The 18,489-nt window shown below is 76.1% G+C and carries 17 protein-coding genes; 15 read left to right on the top strand and 2 right to left on the bottom strand.

The window, feature by feature from the left end; all coding sequences use genetic code 11:
• The first annotated feature begins 22 nt into the window (after positions 1–22).
• From EPD83_RS03440 to EPD83_RS03390, 11 genes are all read left to right on the top strand, one after another.
• Entirely contained in the window at positions 23–1,102 is a 1,080-nt protein-coding gene (locus tag EPD83_RS03440; RefSeq protein WP_165566201.1) for an acetamidase/formamidase family protein, read from the top strand.
• The gene (locus tag EPD83_RS03435; RefSeq protein WP_165566200.1) at positions 1,099–2,691 is read left to right on the top strand and encodes an AtzH-like domain-containing protein; all 1,593 of its coding nucleotides are present in this window, start codon (positions 1,099–1,101) and stop codon (positions 2,689–2,691) included. Before EPD83_RS03440 ends, EPD83_RS03435 begins: the two co-directional genes overlap by 4 nt.
• 39 nt (positions 2,692–2,730) lie before the next feature.
• Positions 2,731–3,225, top strand: coding sequence for a 2-oxo-4-hydroxy-4-carboxy-5-ureidoimidazoline decarboxylase (gene uraD / locus EPD83_RS03430; protein ID WP_128368062.1), 495 nt, complete (start codon positions 2,731–2,733; stop codon positions 3,223–3,225).
• Positions 3,222–3,542 (top strand): hydroxyisourate hydrolase, encoded by a 321-nt coding sequence (gene uraH, locus EPD83_RS03425; RefSeq protein WP_128368061.1) that lies wholly within the window; start codon positions 3,222–3,224, stop codon positions 3,540–3,542. Before uraD ends, uraH begins: the two co-directional genes overlap by 4 nt.
• A 5-nt stretch (positions 3,543–3,547) precedes the next feature.
• Positions 3,548–4,450, top strand: a complete 903-nt coding sequence (pucL, locus tag EPD83_RS03420) for a factor-independent urate hydroxylase (RefSeq protein ID WP_128368060.1) — start codon at positions 3,548–3,550, stop codon at positions 4,448–4,450.
• 10 nt (positions 4,451–4,460) lie between these two features.
• Positions 4,461–5,840: an allantoinase AllB gene (allB, locus tag EPD83_RS03415; RefSeq protein ID WP_165566199.1), complete on the top strand. Its 1,380-nt coding sequence runs from the start codon at positions 4,461–4,463 to the stop codon at positions 5,838–5,840.
• 76 nt (positions 5,841–5,916) lie between these two features.
• Positions 5,917–7,092, top strand: a complete 1,176-nt coding sequence (locus EPD83_RS03410; protein WP_128368135.1) for a pyridoxal-phosphate-dependent aminotransferase family protein — start codon at positions 5,917–5,919, stop codon at positions 7,090–7,092.
• Positions 7,089–8,372, top strand: coding sequence for an allantoate amidohydrolase (locus EPD83_RS03405; RefSeq protein WP_128368236.1), 1,284 nt, complete (start codon positions 7,089–7,091; stop codon positions 8,370–8,372). Before EPD83_RS03410 ends, EPD83_RS03405 begins: the two co-directional genes overlap by 4 nt.
• Positions 8,373–8,374: 2 nt before the next feature.
• Positions 8,375–9,190, top strand: coding sequence for an FAD binding domain-containing protein (locus EPD83_RS03400; protein WP_128368235.1), 816 nt, complete (start codon positions 8,375–8,377; stop codon positions 9,188–9,190).
• Positions 9,190–11,898 (top strand): molybdopterin-dependent oxidoreductase, encoded by a 2,709-nt coding sequence (locus EPD83_RS03395; RefSeq protein WP_165566206.1) that lies wholly within the window; start codon positions 9,190–9,192, stop codon positions 11,896–11,898. Before EPD83_RS03400 ends, EPD83_RS03395 begins: the two co-directional genes overlap by 1 nt.
• Entirely contained in the window at positions 11,895–12,365 is a 471-nt protein-coding gene (locus tag EPD83_RS03390; protein ID WP_128368181.1) for a nucleoside deaminase, read from the top strand. Before EPD83_RS03395 ends, EPD83_RS03390 begins: the two co-directional genes overlap by 4 nt.
• Before the next feature lie 25 nt (positions 12,366–12,390).
• On the opposite strand, the gene EPD83_RS03385 is transcribed toward EPD83_RS03390, so the two are convergent.
• A complete protein-coding gene (locus EPD83_RS03385) occupies positions 12,391–13,914 on the bottom strand; it encodes a leucyl aminopeptidase (RefSeq protein ID WP_165566198.1) in 1,524 nt (507 codons plus the stop codon).
• A gap of 56 nt (positions 13,915–13,970) precedes the next feature.
• Between EPD83_RS03385 and gcvT the strand changes: the two genes are divergently transcribed.
• Both gcvT and EPD83_RS03375 read left to right on the top strand, forming a co-directional pair.
• Complete coding sequence (gene gcvT, locus EPD83_RS03380; protein ID WP_128367477.1) at positions 13,971–15,074, top strand: glycine cleavage system aminomethyltransferase GcvT; 1,104 nt, start codon at positions 13,971–13,973, stop codon at positions 15,072–15,074.
• Positions 15,071–15,286, top strand: a complete 216-nt coding sequence (locus EPD83_RS03375) for a hypothetical protein (RefSeq protein ID WP_128367478.1) — start codon at positions 15,071–15,073, stop codon at positions 15,284–15,286. The genes gcvT and EPD83_RS03375 overlap by 4 nt, the downstream gene beginning before the upstream one ends.
• 22 nt (positions 15,287–15,308) lie before the next feature.
• On the opposite strand, the gene EPD83_RS03370 is transcribed toward EPD83_RS03375, so the two are convergent.
• Entirely contained in the window at positions 15,309–15,893 is a 585-nt protein-coding gene (locus EPD83_RS03370; protein ID WP_128367479.1) for a DUF3043 domain-containing protein, read from the bottom strand.
• 92 nt (positions 15,894–15,985) lie between these two features.
• Between EPD83_RS03370 and EPD83_RS03365 the strand changes: the two genes are divergently transcribed.
• Both EPD83_RS03365 and EPD83_RS03360 read left to right on the top strand, forming a co-directional pair.
• Positions 15,986–17,347, top strand: a complete 1,362-nt coding sequence (locus EPD83_RS03365; protein ID WP_268951188.1) for a dipeptidase — start codon at positions 15,986–15,988, stop codon at positions 17,345–17,347.
• A gap of 51 nt (positions 17,348–17,398) precedes the next feature.
• Positions 17,399–18,442, top strand: coding sequence for a glutathione S-transferase family protein (locus tag EPD83_RS03360; protein ID WP_128367397.1), 1,044 nt, complete (start codon positions 17,399–17,401; stop codon positions 18,440–18,442).
• The last annotated feature ends 47 nt before the right edge of the window (positions 18,443–18,489 follow it).

Below are 18,489 nucleotides of genomic sequence, written 5' to 3'. Positions count from 1 at the left end.
GGGGTGCCTACGATGTCTCGGCATGGACGACGTGCCGGGGCCGCCCGTGCTGCAGCCCGGAGCCGGACCGGTCCGGGCGCGGGAGTACCTGCCGGCCGAGGTCGACACCGTGCTGTGGGGCCGGCTGCCCTGCGGTGACGACGCCCCGGTGCTCACCGTCGAGCCGGGGGCGGAGGTCACGCTCGACACCGTGAGCCACGAGGGCATCCTCGAGGACCAGGGCCGCGACCCGCGCGCCTTCTTCGGCGCCCACGGGGTGGACGAGGTCCTGGACGACGCCGTGGCCGTCGCCGCGTCGGACCTCGTGCGCGACCCCCGCACCGACGGGCCGCACGTCGTGAGCCGCCCGATCCGGGTGGCGGGGGTCAGGCCGGGCGACCTCGTCGCCGTGACGGTCCTCGAGGCGCTGCCGCGGGTGCCGTACGGGGTCGTCTCGAACCGGCACGCCCGCGGCGCCCTGCCGCAGGAGTACCCCCGCGGCGGCGCGCCGCTGCACAGCGTGTTCGTGCCGACCACGCCGGACCTGACCCACGGCCTCCTGCCGCTCGCCCCCGGGTCGGAGCAGGTCGCCCGCTTCCCGCTGGCCCCCTTCCTCGGGATCATGGGGGTCGCCGTCGCCGGGTCCGAACGCCCGCACTCCGTGCCCCCCGGTCCGCACGGCGGCAACATCGACCTCAACCTGCTCACCGCCGGGTCCACGCTCTACCTCCCGGCCCAGGTCGACGGCGGGCTCGTGTACGTCGGCGACCCGCACTACGCCCAGGGCGGCGGGGAGGTCGCCCTCACCGCGATGGAGGCGCCGCTGCGGGTCACCCTGCGGCTCGACGCCGTCGCCCGCGAGGAGGCGACGGCCCGCTTCGGCGAGCTCGCGCCGCTGGCGGAGACGAGCACGCACCTCGTGCCGATGGGCCTGGACCGCGACCTCGACGAGGCGATGCGGGCCTGCGTGCGCGCCGCCATCGCCCTCCTCGTCGCCCGGTACGGCATGGACGAGCGGCACGCCTACGCCTACCTCTCCGCGGCCACCGACTTCGAGGTCACCCAGGTCGTCGACGTCGTCCAGGGCGTCCACGCCACGATCCGCACGGCGGACTTCCGGTGAGCGCGGCCCCGGCCGGGCTGCTGGAGGCGTTCTGGGACTACGAGCGGGCGCTGCAGTCCGACGACCTGCCCGCACTGGGCCGCCTCTTCGCGCCCGGGCCGGACACCCTGCGCGGGGACGCCGAGGGGCTGCTCGTCGGGCACGACGAGATCGGCCGGTTCCGCGCCGGCCGGGGCGGGGCACCCTCCCGGCGGGTCCTCTCGGTCCACGTGCGCACCGTCGACGACGACCACGCGCTCGTCGTGGCCGTCACCGCCCCGACGCGGGGCGGGCGCGGCCTGCAGACCCAGCTGTGGCAGCGCCGGGACGGCGCCTGGGTGGTGGCCGCCGCGCACGTCGGCGCGCCCCCGCCCGCGCTCGACACCCGGATCTGGCGGGTGGTCGGCGACCCGCTCGTGCACGGGTCGGGTGCCGGTCCCCTCGCCGGGGAGACGGTGGCGGTCAAGGACCTCTTCGCCGTGGCCGGTCAGCGGGTCGGCGCGGGCAACCCCGCGTGGGAGCGGGCCGCGCCCGTGGAGCCGGCGCACGCGACCGCCATCGCCGCGCTCCTGGACGCCGGCGCCGACGTCCGCGGCATCAGCCGGACCGACGAGTTCGCCTGGTCGCTGGCCGGCGTGAACCACCACACCGGGACGCCGCCGAACCCGGCGGCCCCGCGGCGGCTGCCGGGCGGGTCCTCGTCCGGGTCGGCCGCGGCCGTCGCCGCCGGTCACGCGAGCATCGGGCTCGGCACCGACACCGGCGGCTCCATCCGGGTGCCGGCCGCCTACCAGGGTCTCTGGGGGCTGCGCACGACGCACGGCGCGGTCCCGACCGCGGGCGTGCTGCCGCTGGCGCCCTCCTTCGACACCGTCGGCTGGCTCTGCCGCTCCGCCGACCTGCTGCGCCGGGTCGGCGACGTGCTGCTCCCGCCGTCCCCGGCCGCGGACGGAGCGGGCGACGCCCCCGGCGCGGCCGCCGACGCGGTGCTCGTCGTCGTGCGGGCCCTCCTCGACCTCGCGGCCCCGGACGTCCGGGCCGCGGCCGAGCGCTTCGCCGCCGACCACGACGGGCCGGTGGTGGAGGAGGACTGGGCGCTCACCGAGCACGACGCGTGGCTCGCCGCCTTCCAGACCCTCCAGGCCCGCGAGGCGTGGGCGAGCCACGGCGACTGGCTCGAGGGCCGGCTCGACACCCTGGGGCCGGACGTGCGGGGCCGGTTCGAGCGGGCCCGCGGGGTCACCGCGGCCGAGGGGGAGCGGGCCGCCGCCGTCGTGGCGTCCGCCGGGGCGCGGATCCGCGAACGGGTGGCCGACCGGCTCGTGCTCGTCCCGGCCGCGTCGTCGGTGGCGCCGCGCCCGGACGGCGGCCTGGCCGCGGTCCGGGAGGCGACGCTGCGCCTCACCTGCCTGGCCGGGCTCGCCGGCGTCCCCGCCCTCGCCGTGCCGCTGCGGACCACCGGCGGCCTGCCCTGCGCGGTGACGCTGCTCGCCGCCCGGGGGCGGGACCGGGACCTGCTGGCCCACGCGGTCCGCCTGGACCCCGGACGGGCCGCAGCGGAGGACGGACCTGCAGTTCACGTCGACGAAACACCGGAGGCGGACGCCTGACACGGGGCGTTCCTACCGTCGCGGACCGAGGAGGACACCATGGACCTGGCCGGGCTCAACAGCGCCGACGCTGCCGACGCGGCGGCGGTGGTGCGGGCGTGCGCGGACGTCGACTCCTGGGTCGAGGCGCTCGTCGCCGGACGCCCCTGGCCGGACGAGGCCGCGCTGCTCGCCGCCGCCCGGGCCCAGGGGGAGACCTGGACGCCGGCCGAGGTGCGGGCGGCGCTGGACGGCCACCCCCGGATCGGCGAGCGCGCGCAGGGCGAGGGGGCCGCGGCCGCGATGTCCCGGCGCGAGCAGGGCGGCGTGGCCACGGCGGACGAGGACCTGCGCGCACGGCTCGCCGACGGCAACCGGCGCTACGAGGAGCGCTTCGGGTGGATCTACCTCGTGCGCGCCGCCGGCCGCTCCGGCGAGGAGATGCTCGACCTGCTCGAGCAGCGGCTGGGCCACGACGAGCGGGCCGAGCTGGCCGTCGTCCACGCCGAGCTGCTGGACATCGCCCTCCTGCGGCTGCGGGCGGTGCTCGCGTGAGCACCCTCAGCACCCACGTCCTCGACGCCGCGCTCGGGGTCCCGGCCGCCGGCCTCGACCTCGTCCTGCGCGACGCGTCCGGGTCGGTCCTCGAGGAGGCGCGCACCGACGCCGACGGCCGGGTGCGCTTCGCCGCGACGGTCGATGCCGGCGACATCGCCCTCGAGTTCGCGACCGGCCCGTGGTTCGCCGCCGCCGGCCGCGACACCCTCTACCCCGTCGTCCGGCTGGACGTCACCGTCGACGGCGACCGGCCGCACCACCACCTCGCCCTGCTGCTGGCTCCGTACTCCTACACGACCTACCGAGGGAGCTGAGCGACATGGCCGACGGTGACATCGTCCTGGGCGCGAACCAGTACGGCAAGGCGGAGTGCCGGCTCGTGCGGGTCACCCGCGACACCCCCGTCCACGAGATCGAGGACCTCAACGTCACCTCGCAGCTGCGGGGGGAATTCACGCTCGCGCACACCGCGGGCGACAACTCCCACGTCGTCGCCACGGACACCCAGAAGAACACGGTGTACGCGTTCGCGAAGGAGCGGGGCGTCGGCTCGCCGGAAGAGTTCCTCCTCGCGCTCGGCACCCACTTCGTCGAGTCCTTCGAGCAGGTCACCGGCGGCCGCTGGGCGGCGGAGTCGTACGCGTGGCGGCGGATCACCGTCGACGGCCGGCCGCACGACCATGCCTTCGTTCGCTCCGGGGAGTCGGTGCGCACGGCGGTCGTCCAGCTCGTCGACGGGCAGGCGCACGTCGTCTCCGGGATCACCGGCTGCACCCTGCTGAAGTCGACCGGCTCGGAGTTCCACGGCTTCCCCCGCGACCGGTACACGACGCTCGCCGAGACCGACGACCGCGTCCTCGCGACGTCGGTGACCGCCTGGTGGCGCTACACCCGCACCGACCTCGACTTCAACGCCGTCCACGAGGCCGTCACCGCGCTGCTGCTCTCGACCTTCGCCTCGGTCCACTCCCTGGCCCTCCAGCAGACCCTCTTCGAGATCGGCCGGGCCGTCCTCACCGCGTTCCCGGACATCGCCGAGATGCGGATGTCCTGCCCGAACAAGCACCACCTCCTCGTCGACCTCGCCCCGTTCGGCCTCGAGAACCGCAACGAGGTCTTCCACGCCGCCGACCGGCCCTACGGGCTCATCGAGGCCACGGTGCAGCGCGAGGGCGCCCCGCAGGTCCCCGAGGCCTGGGCCACCGTGCCCGGGTTCTGCTGAGGCGGCCGGCGTGCGGGTCGACGCGGTGCAGGCGCGCCGGGTGCTCGTGGACGGCGCCTTCGTCCCGGCGACGGTGCTGGTACGCGACGGGCGGGTGGCCGCCCTGGAGCCGTTCGCGCACGACGCCGCGGGCCTGGTCCTGCGGGTGCCGGACACCGCGTGCGTCCTGCCCGGCAACGTCGACACGCACGTCCACGTCAACGAGCCCGGCCGCACCGAGTGGGAGGGGTTCGTCACCGCCACCGCGGCGGCGGCCTTCGGCGGCGCCACGACGCTCGTCGACATGCCCCTCAACAGCGTGCCGCCGACGACGACACCCGAGCACCTGGCCGTCAAGCGCGCCGCGGCCCGCGACGAGCTCATGGTCGACGTCGGCTTCTGGGGCGGGGCGGTGCCGGACAACCGCGGCCGCCTCGCGCCGCTGTGGGAGGAGGGCGTCTTCGGGTTCAAGTGCTTCCTCGCCCCCTCCGGCGTCGACGAGTTCCCGCCGCTGGACCCGGCGCAGTTCCGGGCCGCCCTGGCCGAGGTCGCGGCCTTCGACGGGCTGATGCTCGTCCACGCCGAGGACGCCGCGGCGCTGGCCTCGGCCCCGGCGCCGCCGAGCCGCGCCTACGCCGACTTCCTCCTCTCCCGCCCCGACGGCGCCGAGGTCGAGGCCGTCCGGCGCGTCGTCGACGGCGCCCGCGAGACCGGGGCCCGGGTCCACGTCCTGCACCTGTCCAGCGCCCGCGCCCTCGACGTCCTCGCCGCCGCCCGCGCCGAGGGGCTGCGGGTCACCGTCGAGACCTGCCCGCACTACCTGTGCTTCGACGCCGGCGGCATCCCCGACGCCGCGCCGCAGTTCAAGTGCTGCCCGCCGATCCGGGACGCCGGCAACCGCGAGGCGCTGTGGGACGCGCTGCGGGCCGGGGTGGTCGACGCGGTCGTCAGCGACCACTCGCCGGCCTCCCCGCTCGAGAAGCTGCGCGGCGACGGCGACCTGCAGCAGGCGTGGGGCGGCATCTCCGGCCTCCAGGTCTCGCTCGCGGCGGTGGCCCACGAGGCGGCGCGCCGGGACGTGCCGCTCGCGGACGTGAGCCGCTGGATGTCCCGGAACACCGCCGACCTCGTCGGGCTCGGGCGCAAGGGCCGGATCGAGGTGGGTGCCGACGCCGACCTCGTCGTCTACGACACGGCCGAGGAGGTCCGGGTCGAGGCCGCCCGGCTCGCGCACCGCCACCCCCTCTCCGCCTACGACGGCCTGTCGCTGGCCGGCCGGGTGACGCGCACGCTGGTGCGCGGCGACGCCGTCGACCCCGCCCGGCCCGACCACACGTGGGGCAGGATGCTGCGACGCGCCGGACCGTCCGGTGACGCCGGACGAAACGCCGGTGAAACAGGCGCCGCCTAGCCTCGGCCGGGCCCGCCCGCGAGAAGAGAGGCCAGCCGTGGTGTCCGTCCCCGTGAACCCACCTCCGCGCCTGCTCATGGGGCCTGGGCCGATCACCGTGGACCCGCGGGTGCTGCGGGCGATGTCGACCCAGCTCGTCGGGCAGTACGACCCGGCGATGACCGCCCTCATGACCGAGGTCATGGCCCTCTACCGCGAGGTGTTCCGCACCGCGAACGAGCAGACCTTCCTCGTCGACGGCACCTCCCGGGCCGGCATCGAGGCGGCGCTGGTGTCGCTGCTGGAGCCCGGTGACCGGGTGCTCGTCCCCGTCTTCGGCCGCTTCGGGCTGCTGCTCACCGAGATCGCGGAACGCTGCGGGGCCGAGGTGCACACGGTCGAGGTGCCGTGGGGCGAGGTGTTCACCCCCGAGCAGGTCGAGGAGGCCGTCGCATCCGTCCGGCCGACGGTCGTGGCCGTCGTCCAGGGCGACACCTCGACGACGATGTGCCAGCCGCTGGCCGACCTCGGCGAGGTCTGCCGCCGCCACGACGCCCTGCTCTACTGCGACGCCACCGCGTCCCTCGGCGGCAACCCGTTCGAGACCGACGCCTGGGGCGTCGACGTCGTCACGGCGGGCCTGCAGAAGTGCCTCGCCGGGCCGTCGGGCAGTGCGCCGGTGACGCTCTCGCCGCGGGCGGTGGACGTCGTGCAGGGGCGCCGGCACGTCGAGGCCGGTCTGCGCACCGACGGCGACGAGGGGCGGGGGCGGCGCATCGCGTCGAACTACTTCGACCTCGCCATGGTCATGGACTACTGGGGCCCGCGCCGCCTCAACCACCACACCGAGGCGACGACGATGCTCTACGGCGCGCACGAGTGCGCCCGCATCCTCCTCGAGGAGGGCCTCGACGAGGCCCACGCCCGGCACGCGCGGCACGGGCGGGCGGTGCTCGCCGGGGTGCAGGCCCTCGGGCTCGCCGTGTTCGGCGACGTCGCGCACAAGATGACCAACGTCGTCGCCGTGTGGGTCCCGGACGGCGTCGACGGCGAGGCGGTGCGCGCCTCGATGCTCACCGACTTCGGCATCGAGATCGGCACCTCGTTCGGCCCCCTCGCCGGACGGGTCTGGCGGATCGGGACGATGGGGTACAACGCCCGCACCGACGCCGTCCTCACGACCCTGGCCGCCCTGGAGCAGGTGCTGCGCCGCGCCGGGACCTCCCCGCGCCCGGGCGCCGGGGTCGACGCCGCGCTCGAGGTGTACGGGTGAGCGGCCCCGACGGGGCGCCGCCGCGGGGGAGCGCGGCCGAGGTGCTCCTGCGCTGCGCCGAGCTCGACCGCTACACCGCCACCCCGCCGACGCTGGAGCGGGTCCACCTCTCGCCCGAGCACCGGGCGGCCAACGACGCGACGGCCCGCTGGATGCAGCGGGCCGGCCTGGCGGTCCACGAGGACGCGGCCGGCAACGTGTGGGGTCGGCGCGAGGGTCGCGAGCCCGGTCTGCCCGCGCTCGTCCTCGGCTCGCACCTCGACACCGTCCCGGACGCCGGGAGCTTCGACGGCATGCTCGGCGTCCTCATGGCGGTCGCCGTGCTCGAGCGGCTGGGCGGGCGCTGCGACGGCCTGCCGTTCGCGCTCGAGGTCGTCGGCTTCAGCGACGAGGAGGGGACACGGTTCGGCAAGGCGCTGCTCGGCAGCAGCGCCGTCGCCGGGCTGTGGGACGAGGACTGGTGGGACCTGCGCGACCGGGACGGGACCACGCTGCTCGAGGCGTTCCGCGCCTTCGGCCTCGACCCGCGCCGCGTCCACGAGGCCGCCCGCCGCCCGCAGGACCTGCTCGGCTACCTCGAGGCGCACATCGAGCAGGGCGCCCAGCTCGAGCAGGCCGGCGCCTCCCTCGGCCACGTGAGCACCATCGCCGGGGCCCGGCGCTTCCGCCTGTCCGTGGTCGGTGAGGCCCGGCACGCCGGCGGCACCCCCTACGAGCGGCGCCGGGACGCCCTCGTCGGGGCGGCCGAGGCCGTCGTCGCCGTCGAGCGGCTGGCCCGCGCCTCGAGCACCATCGCCACCGTCGGGCGATTCGAGGTGACCCCGGGCGGGGTCAACGTCATCCCGGGCCGGGTCGTGTTCAGCCTCGACCTGCGGGCCGCCACCGACGCCGAGCGGGACGTGATGTGGCAGACCACGCAGGCCGAGATCCAGGGCATCTGCGCCGCCCGCGGGCTGCGCGTCGAGGCGGTCGAGACGCACGCCGCGTCCGCCGCCCCGTGCGCGCCGTGGCTCGACGCGGCCGTCGTCGCGGGCATCCGGTCCACCGGCGACCCCGACCCGATGTGCCTGTGGAGCCGGGCCGGGCACGACGCGATGGCCATGGCCTCCGTCACCGACGTCGCCATGCTCTTCGTCCGCTGCGAGGACGGCGTGAGCCACCACCCGGCCGAGAACGTCCGCGAGGTCGACGTCGCCCGCGGGCTCGACGCGTTCGAGGCCGCCGTGCTCGCCGTCGCGGACCGGATGCCGGACCGGGTCGCGGCCCGGGCGGGGGAGTAGCCGTGGACCTCGTCGAGGTGTCCTCCTGGCGCCGGCCGGCCGGGCGCGAGGACCTGGCCCCGCGCCCCGGGGAGGCCGTCGTCGCCGGCGGGACCTGGCTGTTCTCGCAGCCGCAGCCGGGGGTGACCGGTCTCGTCGACCTGCTGGCCCTCGGCTGGCCCGACCACGAGCGCCGCGGTGACGGGGGACTGCGGATCGGTGCCACCTGCCCGGTCGGGGCGCTCACCGGCCTGCCGTGGGCCGAGCTCGGCGACCCCGGCTGGGCGGCGCTGGCCGCCGGGGCGGCCGACGCCCTGCTCATGTCCTTCAAGGTGCAGCGCACCGCCACGGTCGGCGGCAACGTCTGCCTGGCCCTGCCCGCGGGCGCGATGACCGCGCTGCTCGCGGCGCTGGACGCGACGGCGGAGGTGTGGACGGCCGGCGGCGGCACCCGGCACGAGCCGGTCGCCGGCCTCGTGCGCGGCCCCGGTCGCACGAGCCTCGCCCCGGGGGAGGTCGTCCGCGGGTTCGACGTCCCCGCCGAGGCCCTGGCCCGGCGCGGCGCGCTGCGCCGGGTCTCGCTCACCGACCACGGACGCTCGGCCGCCCTCGTCGTCGGGACGCGCGGCGCGGACGGCGTGCGGCTCGTCGTCACGGCGTCGACCCCGCGGCCCGTCGTCCTCCACCTGCCGCCCTGGGCCGGACCGGACGAGGCCGCGGCGGCCGCCTCCGGTGTGCAGGAGTGGTTCGACGACGTCCACGGCGCGCCGGACTGGCGGGCGGCGATGACGGCGCGGCTGGCCCGGCAGGTGCTCACCGACCTCGGCGGGCCCGGGTGATGCGGGTCAACGGCACGCCGGTGCCCGCCGAGCCCGGGCCGGGGCAGTGCCTGCGCACCTACCTGCGGGCGGCGGGCCGGCTCGACGTCAAACGCGGCTGCGACGCCGGCGACTGCGGCGCCTGCACGGTGCTGCTCGACGGCGCCCCCGTCCACTCCTGCGTCACCCCGGCGTGGCGCGCGGTGGGCCGCGAGGTCACCACCGCCGGCGGCCTGGCCGACGTCCCGGGCGGGGCGGAGTGGCAGCGGCGCTTCGTCGACGCCGCCGCCTTCCAGTGCGGCTACTGCACCCCGGGGTGGGTCACCACGGTGGCCGGGCTCGACGCCGACAGCCCGGTCGCCGGCCTCGACGACGAGGGGCTGGCCCGTACCTTCAAGGGCAACCTCTGCCGCTGCACCGGCTATCGGTCGATCCGCGACGCCCTCGCCGGGCGGCGGACCGTCGAGACCGCCGACGCGCCGGCCGGCGGACCCGACTCCGCGGACCTGGCGCACGCGGCGGACGACCCGCCGCCCGCCGGGGGCCGGGTCGTCGGCCGGTCGGTCCCCGCGCCCGCCGGCCCGGCGCTCGTCGCGGGCGCCGAGCCCTTCACCCTCGACCTGCCCGACACCGGCGTGCTGCACCTGCGCCTGGTCACCAGCCCGCACGCCCACGCCCGGGTCGTCGCCGTCGACGCCGCGGCGGCGCTCGCCCTGCCCGGCGTCCACCTCGTCCTCACCCACCGGGACGCCCCGGACGTGCTCTTCTCCACCGCCCGGCACGAGAGCCGCCTGGACGACCCCGACGACACCCGCGTCCTCGACGACGTCGTCCGCCACCGGGGGCAGCGGGTCGCGGCCGTCGTCGCGGACACCGCCGCCCTCGCCGAGCGCGCCTGCGCCCTCGTCGAGGTGACGTACGAGGTCCTGCCGGCCGTGCTCGACCCCGAGGCCGCGCGCCGCCCCGGTGCGCCGCTGCTCCACGGCGACAAGGACCCCGTGGCCTCCCGGATCGCCGACCCCGCGCGCAACGTCGCGGCCCAGGTGCACGGCGAGGTCGGCGACGTCGACGCCGGCCTGGCCGCGGCCGCCGTCCGGGTCTCGGGCACGTGGCGCTCGCCGCGGGCGAGCCACGTCAGCCTGGAGACGCACGGGGCCCGGGCCTGGCCGGACGACGACGGCCGGCTCGTCGTGCGCACCTCGACCCAGGTGCCCTTCCTCGTGCGCGCCGAGCTGGCCCGCGTCCTCGGTCTGGAGCCGGACCGGGTGCGGGTGCAGGCGGGACGGGTCGGCGGCGGGTTCGGCGGCAAGCAGGAGATGCTCGTCGAGGACCTCGTCGGCCTGGCGGCCCTGCGGCTCGGGCGGCCGGTGCAGGTCGAGCTCACCCGCACCGAGGCGCTCACCCTGGCCCCGTCGCGCCACCCGATGCGGGTGCGTGTCGAGCTCGGCGCGGACGCCGACGGCGTCCTCACCGCGATGGCGCTCGACGTGCTCACCGACACCGGCGCGTACGGCAACCACGCGCCCGGGGTGATGTTCCACGGCTGCCACGAGTCGGTCGCCCTCTACCGCTGCCCGGCCAAGCGTCTGGACGCCGAGGCCGTCTACACCAACCAGGTGCCCTCGGGCGCCTTCCGCGGCTACGGGCTGGGGCAGGTGGTCCTCGCCGTCGAGTCCGCCCTCGACGAGGTCGCCCGGCGCACCGGCCTCACGCCGTACGAGGTGCGGCGTCGCAACGCCGTCGTGCCCGGCGACGACCTCGTCGTGTGCGGCCCTCCCGACCGTGACGTCGTCTTCGGCTCCTACGGCCTCGACCAGTGCCTCGACCTCGTCGAGACCGCCCTCGCCGGGCCGGACCCCGTCGCGGCGCCCGAGGGCTGGCTGGTCGGCACCGGGGTGGCGGCGGCGATGATCGCGACCATCCCGCCGCGCGGCCACCACGCGAGCGCCACGGCGACGATGGGCGTGGACGGGCTCGTCACCGTCGGCGTCGGGTCCAGCGAGTTCGGCAACGGCAGTGCGACGATCCACGCCCAGATCGCGGCCGAGGAGCTCGGGGTCCCCGTGGAGCGGGTGCGGCTGCGCTCCTCCGACACCGACGCCGTCGAGTACGACACCGGGACCTACGGCTCGACGGGGTCGGTCGTCGCCGGGGTCGCCGTGGCGGCGGCCGCCCGCGACCTGCGGGAGGCCCTCGACGCGGCGGGCGGGGGTCCTCCCCGCGCGCCGGTCACGGGACACGGGTCCCACGACGGCCGGGTCCGCTCGCTCGCCTTCAACGTCCACGGCTTCCGCGTCGCGGTCGACCCGGAGACCGGTGACCTGCGGGTCCTGCGCTCGGTCCAGGCCGTCGACGCCGGCCGCGCGCTCAACCCCGAGCAGCTGCGCGGGCAGGTCGAGGGCGGGGTCGCGCAGGGGCTCGGCATCGCGCGGCAGGAGGAGCTGCGGGTGCGCGACGGGCGCGTCGTCACCGACACCCTGCGCGACTACCTCGTGCCGCGGCTCGGCGACGTCCCGCCCACCGAGGTGCTCCTCGCCGACACCCACGACGCCCTCGGCCCGCTCGGCGCCAAGTCGATGAGCGAGGCACCCTTCAACCCCGTCGCCCCCGCCCTGGCCAACGCCGTCCGCGACGCGACGGGCGTGCGGCCCCACGACCTGCCCCTGACCACCGACCGGCTCTGGCGGCTGCTCGAGCCGCTCCGTCCGCACCCCCGGGAGACACCGTGACCGACGACGACCGCTGGCTCGCCGAGGCCGTCCAGCTCGCCACCCGCAACGTCGCCGAGGGCGGCGGGCCGTTCGGCGCCGTCGTCGTCGCCGAGGGGCGGCTTCTGTCCGAGGGGCAGAACCGGGTCACCCGCGACCTGGACCCAACCGCGCACGCGGAGGTCGTCGCCGTCCGCCGGGCCTGCCGCGCGCTGGAGCGGTTCGCCCTCGACGGCTGCACGCTCTACGCCTCGTGCGAGCCCTGCCCGCTGTGCCTGGCCACGGCGCTGTGGTCGCGCGTGGACCGGGTGGTCTACGCCGCGGACCGGCACGACGCCGCCGACGCCGGGTTCGACGACCGCGAGTTCTACGAGCTGTTCGGGCGCGACCGGGACGGCTGGCCGCTGCCCGTGCAGGCCCACCGGGTGCCGAGCCTCGGCGAGCCCTTCGAGCGCTGGAAGGCGCACGAGGGCCGCACCGCGTACTGACCGGGGCCCGCGGGCCGGCCCGGGGTCAGCGGGCCGCGCGGTCCTCGAGCAGCGCGACGAGCGTCGCCACGCCGAAGCCGGTGCCGCCCTTGGGCGTGCGGCCCGCGGCCTCCTTCGTCGTGAACGAGGGACCGGCGATGTCGACGTGCGCCCAGGAGATGCCCTCGCCGACGAACTCGCGCAGGAAGATCGCGGCGGTGAGCATGCCGCCGTCGCGGTCGCCCTTGTGCGCGATGTCGGCGTTGGGGGAGTCGAGCTTGGCCCGCAGCGCCTGCGGGAGCGGCATCGGCCAGGCCCCCTCGCCGACCGAGTCGGCGGCGGCGACGACGGCCGAGCGCGCGTCCTCGTCGCCCATGACGCCGCAGACGTCGGGGCCGAGGGCGACGACCTGGGCGCCGGTGAGCGTCGCGATGTCGACGACGAGGTCGGGCGACTTCTCGCTGGCGAGGCAGATGCCGTCGCCGAGCACCATCCGGCCCTCGGCGTCGGTGTCGAGGATCTCGACCGAGGTGCCGTCGCGCATGACGACGACGTCGCTCGGGCGCTGGGCGGCGCCGCCCGGCATGTTCTCGGCGAGGCAGAGGTAGCCGGTGACGGCGACCGGCAGGCCGATCTCCGCGGCGGCGAGGACGGCCCCGGCCACGGCCGCGGCCCCGGCCATGTCCGACTTCATCGTCACCATGCCGGCGGACGGCTTGAGGTTGATGCCGCCGGAGTCGAAGGTGATGCCCTTGCCGACGAGCGCCACGGACGCCTTCGCCCCCGACGGCGCGTAGGTCATCGTGACGATCCGCGGCGGGTGCACCGAACCCTGGCCGACGCCGACGATGCCGCCGAAGCCGCCCTTGGCGAGCGCCTTCTCGTCGAGGACGGACACCGAGACCTTGGCCGACGAGGCGGAGGCGTGCTGCTTGACGTCGTCGGCGAAGCTCTGCGGGAAGAGGATGTTCGGCGGGGTGTTGACGAGGTCGCGGGCCCAGTCGCGGGCGGCGCCGACGGTCGCCGCGCGGCGCACGGCCTCGCGGACCGAGCGCCCGCCCCCGGCCGCCGAGACGACGGTGATCTTCGGCCCCTCGACCCTGGGGTCGGTGTCGCGCCCCTTGCGCCCGGCCGGCGCGCCGGTGACCGGCTCGTAGCGGTAGACCCCGGACCAGGCGCCGTCGGCCACGGCGCGCACGGCGTCGGCGTCGGCGCCGGGGAGGGCGACGGCCACGGTGCGCTTGGCGCGCACGCTGCGCAGCGCGGCGGCGGCGGCGTCGCGCAGGACGACGTGGTCGAAGGAGGTGGTCCGGGTGCTCGCCGGGCCGAGCCCGGTGAGGATGACGGAGGTGGCGGTGACGCCGGGGACCGCGACGACGCGGTGCACCTCGCGGGGCTTGGCCGTGGCCTCGAGGTCGGCGAGGACGGCCTGGAGGTGGGTGACCGCCTTGCGCGGCAGGCCGTGCCCGGCGGCGAGCCCCGCACCGTCCTCGCCGCTCACCGTCCCCACGACGAGGGCGTCCACGGGCAGGTCGGCGGCGGTCTTGGTCGTCACGGTCAACGAGGTCATGCCGGGCAGACTAACCGGCGCCGGTGACCGTCGGTCGCGCGCGGTAGCGTGCCTGCATGAGCGACCTGCGGCAGTCCCCGCTCCACGACCGGCATCTGGCGCTCGGCGCGAAGATGGCCGACTTCGGGGGGTGGTCGATGCCCATCGAGTACCCCGGCGGCGGCGTCGTCGCCGAGCACACCGCGGTCCGCGAGCGGGTCGGCCTGTTCGACGTCTCGCACCTCGGCAAGGCGCGGGTGAGCGGACCGGGGGCGGCCGACTACGTCAACCGCTGCCTCACCAACGACCTGCGCCGCATCGGTCCGGGCCAGGCGCAGTACACGATGTGCTGCGCGCAGGACGGGGGAGTGGTCGACGACCTCATCCAGTACCTCCGCTCCGACGAGGACGTCTTCCTCATCCCCAACGCCGCGAACACCGCCCGCGTCGTCTCCCTCCTCGCGGCGGACGCCCCGGACGGGGTCCTCGTCGAGGACCTGCACGCCTCCTACGGCGTGCTCGCCGTCCAGGGGCCGCGCTCGGACGAGGTGTTGCTCGCCCTCGGCCTGCCCGTCGAGCACGACTACATGAGCTTCGCCGAGACGACGTGGGAGGGGCAGCCGGTCATCGTCTGCCGCACCGGCTACACCGGCGAGCGCGGGTACGAGGTCGTACCCGCCTGGGACGTCACCGCGTCGCTGTGGGACGCGCTGCTGGAGCAGGTGCGGGCGCAGGGCGGGCTGCCCGCCGGCCTCGGCGCCCGCGACACGCTGCGGACCGAGATGGGCTACCCGCTGCACGGCAACGACCTGTCGCCGGACATCACCCCGGTCATGGCCGCGGCGGCCTGGGCGGTGGGCTGGGACAAGGAGACCTTCTGGGGCCGGGAGGCGCTGACCGCCCAGCGGGCCGAGAGGTCCGGCCGGCTCATGCGGGGGCTCGTCGTCACCGGGCGCGGCATCCCGCGCTCGCACTGCACCGTCCGCGACGCCGACGGCACCGAGGTCGGGGAGGTGACCTCCGGGACGTTCTCGCCGACCCGCAGGCAGGGCATCGCCCTCGCGTTGCTCGACCGGTCGGTGACCCTCGGGGACGAGGTCGTCCTCGACGTGCGCGGCCGCGACCTCCCGGCCACCGTCACCAAGCCGCCGTTCGTCGAGGCGGGGGTGCGGGCGTCATGAGCGAGCGCTGGACCTGGACCTACGCGGACGCCGACGGCGCACCGGTCACCGCCGGTCCCACCACCCCCTCGCCCTTCCCCACCCAGTCCGACGCCGAGAGCTGGTTCGGCGAGACCTGGCACGACCTGGCCGACGCCGGCGTCGCCAGCGTCACGCTGCATCGCGACGGCGAGGTCGTCTACGGGCCGATGAGCCTCGAGGCCGCGCCCTGAGCCGACGCGTGTCCTGCCGTGGTCAGGAGGGGTACTGGCCGCGCTCGACCTGCGGCTTGGGCAGCCGCTGGCGGCGCATCTGGAACACCCGCATCGCGGCGTAGCCCCAGCTGCCCTTCTGCACGCCGTCGGCGCCGAACTTCGCGACGAGCGCCTTCTTGCAGGCCCGCCACATGAACGCGGTGTCGACGACGACGACGAGCACGAGCAGCCAGGTGAGCAGCTGACCGATGGCGCGGATGGTCGGGTCGGTGACGATGGAGACCGCGAGGACGATGAGCATGGCGGGCAGCAGGTACTCGCCGAGGTTGCGCCGGGCGTCGACGTAGTCGCGGATGAAGCGGCGCTGCGGGCCGCGGTCGCGGGTCGGAAGGAACTTTTCCTCGCCGGTCTCCATGCCCCGGCGCCGGCGCGCCATCTGCTCGCGGCGCTGCTCCTTGTCGACGCGCTTGGCCTCCTTGCGGTCGGTGACGACGAGGGGCCGCCGGCGGGCGGCCTCCTGGTCGCGGCGCTTGGGCGTGGGCCGGTTCTTGGCGCCCTCGCGCTCGGCGTGGGCGTCGCGCGCCTCGTCCGCCTCGGTCTCCGTCGTCCTGCTGCGTCCGAACACGAGGGCAACTCTAGGCGGTCGCGGCGCGCAGGGCTGTCGAGGCCGGGGAGCGCCCGGCGGTGCCGGCGGCCCCGGTCGGTAGGGTCGCGGACGTGACCGACCTGCTCCCCGCCGACCGTCTCGACGCCCTCCGTGCCCGCGTGCACGACCTCATGCCGCAGGTCCGGGCCGACCTCGAGGCGCTGACCCGCATCCCCTCGGTGTCGCTCGACGCCTTCGACCAGGCGCACGTGGAGGCCAGCGCCGAGGCGACCGCCGCGCTGCTGCGCGCCGAAGGCCTGGACGTCGAGATCGTCCGCGAGGGCGGCCGACCGGCGGTCATCGGTCACCGGGACGGCCCGCCCGGGTCGCGCACCGTGACCCTCTACGCCCACCACGACGTCCAGCCGCCCGGCGACGACGCCCTGTGGGACAGCCCGCCGTTCGAGCCCACGGAGCGCGGTGGCCGCCTGTACGGCCGCGGCGCCGCCGACGACAAGGCCGGCGTCATGGCCCACGTCGCGGCCCTGCGCGCGCACGGCGAGGACCTGCCCGTCGGCGTCACCGTGTTCGTCGAGGGCGAGGAGGAGATCGGCTCCGACTCCCTCCCGACCATCCTCGAGCGGCACGGCGAGAAGCTGCGGGCCGACGCCATCGTCCTGGCCGACTCCGGCAACTGGGACATCGGCGAGCCCGCGCTGACGACGACGCTGCGCGGCATGGTGCGCGCCGTCGTCACCGTGCGCACCCTCGACCACGGCGTGCACTCCGGGATGTTCGGCGGGGCCGTCCCGGACGCGCTCATGGTGCTCGTCCGGCTGCTCGCCTCGCTGCACGACGACGAGGGAAACGTCGCCGTCGCCGGCCTCAAGGAGGGCGTCGCCTCCGACCTCGACTACGACGAGGCCCGGCTGCGGCGGGAGTCCGGGCTGCTCGACGGGGTCGAGGTCGTCGGGTCCGGGTCGCTGCTGACCCGGATGTGGACCAAGCCGTCGATCACGACCATCGGCATCGACGCCCCGAGCATCGAGCGGTCCTCCAACACCCTCGTCCCGCAGGCGCGGGCCAAGGTCTCGATGCGCATCGCCCCCGACGAGTTCGACCTCGACGCCTTCGAGCTGCTGAAGGAGCACCTCCTGGCGCAGGTGCCGTGGGGCGCGCAGGTCGAGGTCGAGCTCGAGGAGCGCGGCGCCGGGTTCGCCGCCGACGCCGACGGGCCGGTCTACGACCAGGCGCGCGCCGCGTTCGCCGACGCGTGGGGCACCCCGCCGGTCGACATCGGCGTCGGCGGGTCCATCCCGTTCGTCGCCGCCTTCGCCGAGCAGTTCCCCGAGGCCGCCATCCTCGTCACCGGCGTCGAGGACCCCGACGCCCGGGCGCACGGCGCCAACGAGTCGCTGCACCTCGGCGAGTTCGAGAAGGTCTGCGTCGCCGAGGCCGTCCTCCTCGCCCGCCTCGGCGCGCTCCCGGACTGACCGCCGCCCACCCCCTCAGCACCCCGAGCACCCGAGCAGAAGGAGCAGGACATGGGCCAGGGCACGTACGTCGAGGACGACTTCGAGCGCGACACCAACTACATCGAGGACCGCGTCACGACCGACGGCGCGGGGGAGCACGAGTGGCCGGTCGAGGCCGGCCGCTACCGGCTCGTCGCCGCGCGGGCCTGCCCCTGGGCCAACCGGGCCATCATCGTGCGCCGCCTGCTCGGGCTCGAGGACGCGATCTCGATGGGCATCTGCGGCCCGACCCACGACAGCGACTCGTGGACCTTCGACCTCGACGAGGGCGAGGTCGACCCGGTGTTGGGCATCCCGCGGCTCAAGGACGCCTACGAGAAGCGCTTCCCGGGCTACCCCCGCGGCATCACCGTGCCGGCGCTGGTCGAGATCTCCTCCGGCGAGGTCGTCACCAACGACTTCGCGCCGATGACCCTCGACCTGTCGACGCAGTGGACCGCCCACCACCGCGACGGCGCGCCCGACCTGTACCCGGAGGCGCTGCGCGCGGAGATGGACGAGGTGATGGAGCGCGTCTACACCGAGGTCAACAACGGGGTCTACCGCTGCGGGTTCGCCGGCACCCAGTCCGCGTACGAGGACGCCTACGACCGGCTGTTCACCGCGCTGGACTGGCTCGAGGAGCGGCTCACCGACCGGCGCTTCCTCATGGGCGACACGATCACCGAGGCCGACGTGCGCCTCTTCACGACGCTGGCCCGCTTCGACGCCGTCTACCACGGCCACTTCAAGTGCAACCGGCAGAAGCTCGCCGAGCTGCCGGCGCTGTGGGGGTACGCCCGCGACCTGTTCCAGACGCCGGGCTTCGGCGACACGACCGACTTCGCCCACATCAAGAGCCACTACTACGAGGTCCACCGCGACATCAACCCGACCGGCATCGTCCCCAAGGGCCCGGACCTCGCCGGCTGGGGCACGGCGCACGGCCGCGAGTCGCTCGGCGGCCGGCCCTTCGGCGACGGCACGCCCCCCGGCCCCCCGCCCGAGGGCGAGCGGGTCGACCCCGCCCACAACCCCCACATCGGCCCCGACGGCGTCGTCCACCCCTCCTGACCCCCACCCCCACCCCCACCCGGCCCCGCCCCCCACCCCCGCCCCGG

Source organism: Phycicoccus flavus, assembly GCF_004025965.2.
Taxonomy (GTDB): domain Bacteria; phylum Actinomycetota; class Actinomycetes; order Actinomycetales; family Dermatophilaceae; genus Phycicoccus; species Phycicoccus flavus.
The sequence above is the reverse complement of the archived record's forward strand: the minus strand, read 5'-3'. Positions and strand labels throughout refer to the sequence as shown.

Bases quoted from the DNA above. Each gene is read 5' to 3' on its own strand.
- EPD83_RS03440 (WP_165566201.1), top strand. From the start codon at position 23: ATGGACGACGTGCCGGGGCCGCCCGTGCTGCAGCCCGGAGCCGGACCG.
- uraD (WP_128368062.1), top strand. From the start codon at position 2,731: ATGGACCTGGCCGGGCTCAACAGCGCCGACGCTGCCGACGCGGCGGCG.
- pucL (WP_128368060.1), top strand. From the start codon at position 3,548: ATGGCCGACGGTGACATCGTCCTGGGCGCGAACCAGTACGGCAAGGCG.
- EPD83_RS03410 (WP_128368135.1), top strand. From the start codon at position 5,917: ATGGGGCCTGGGCCGATCACCGTGGACCCGCGGGTGCTGCGGGCGATG.
- EPD83_RS03395 (WP_165566206.1), top strand. From the start codon at position 9,190: ATGCGGGTCAACGGCACGCCGGTGCCCGCCGAGCCCGGGCCGGGGCAG.
- EPD83_RS03385 (WP_165566198.1), bottom strand. From the start codon at position 13,914: ATGACCTCGTTGACCGTGACGACCAAGACCGCCGCCGACCTGCCCGTG.
- gcvT (WP_128367477.1), top strand. From the start codon at position 13,971: ATGAGCGACCTGCGGCAGTCCCCGCTCCACGACCGGCATCTGGCGCTC.
- EPD83_RS03375 (WP_128367478.1), top strand. From the start codon at position 15,071: ATGAGCGAGCGCTGGACCTGGACCTACGCGGACGCCGACGGCGCACCG.
- EPD83_RS03360 (WP_128367397.1), top strand. From the start codon at position 17,399: ATGGGCCAGGGCACGTACGTCGAGGACGACTTCGAGCGCGACACCAAC.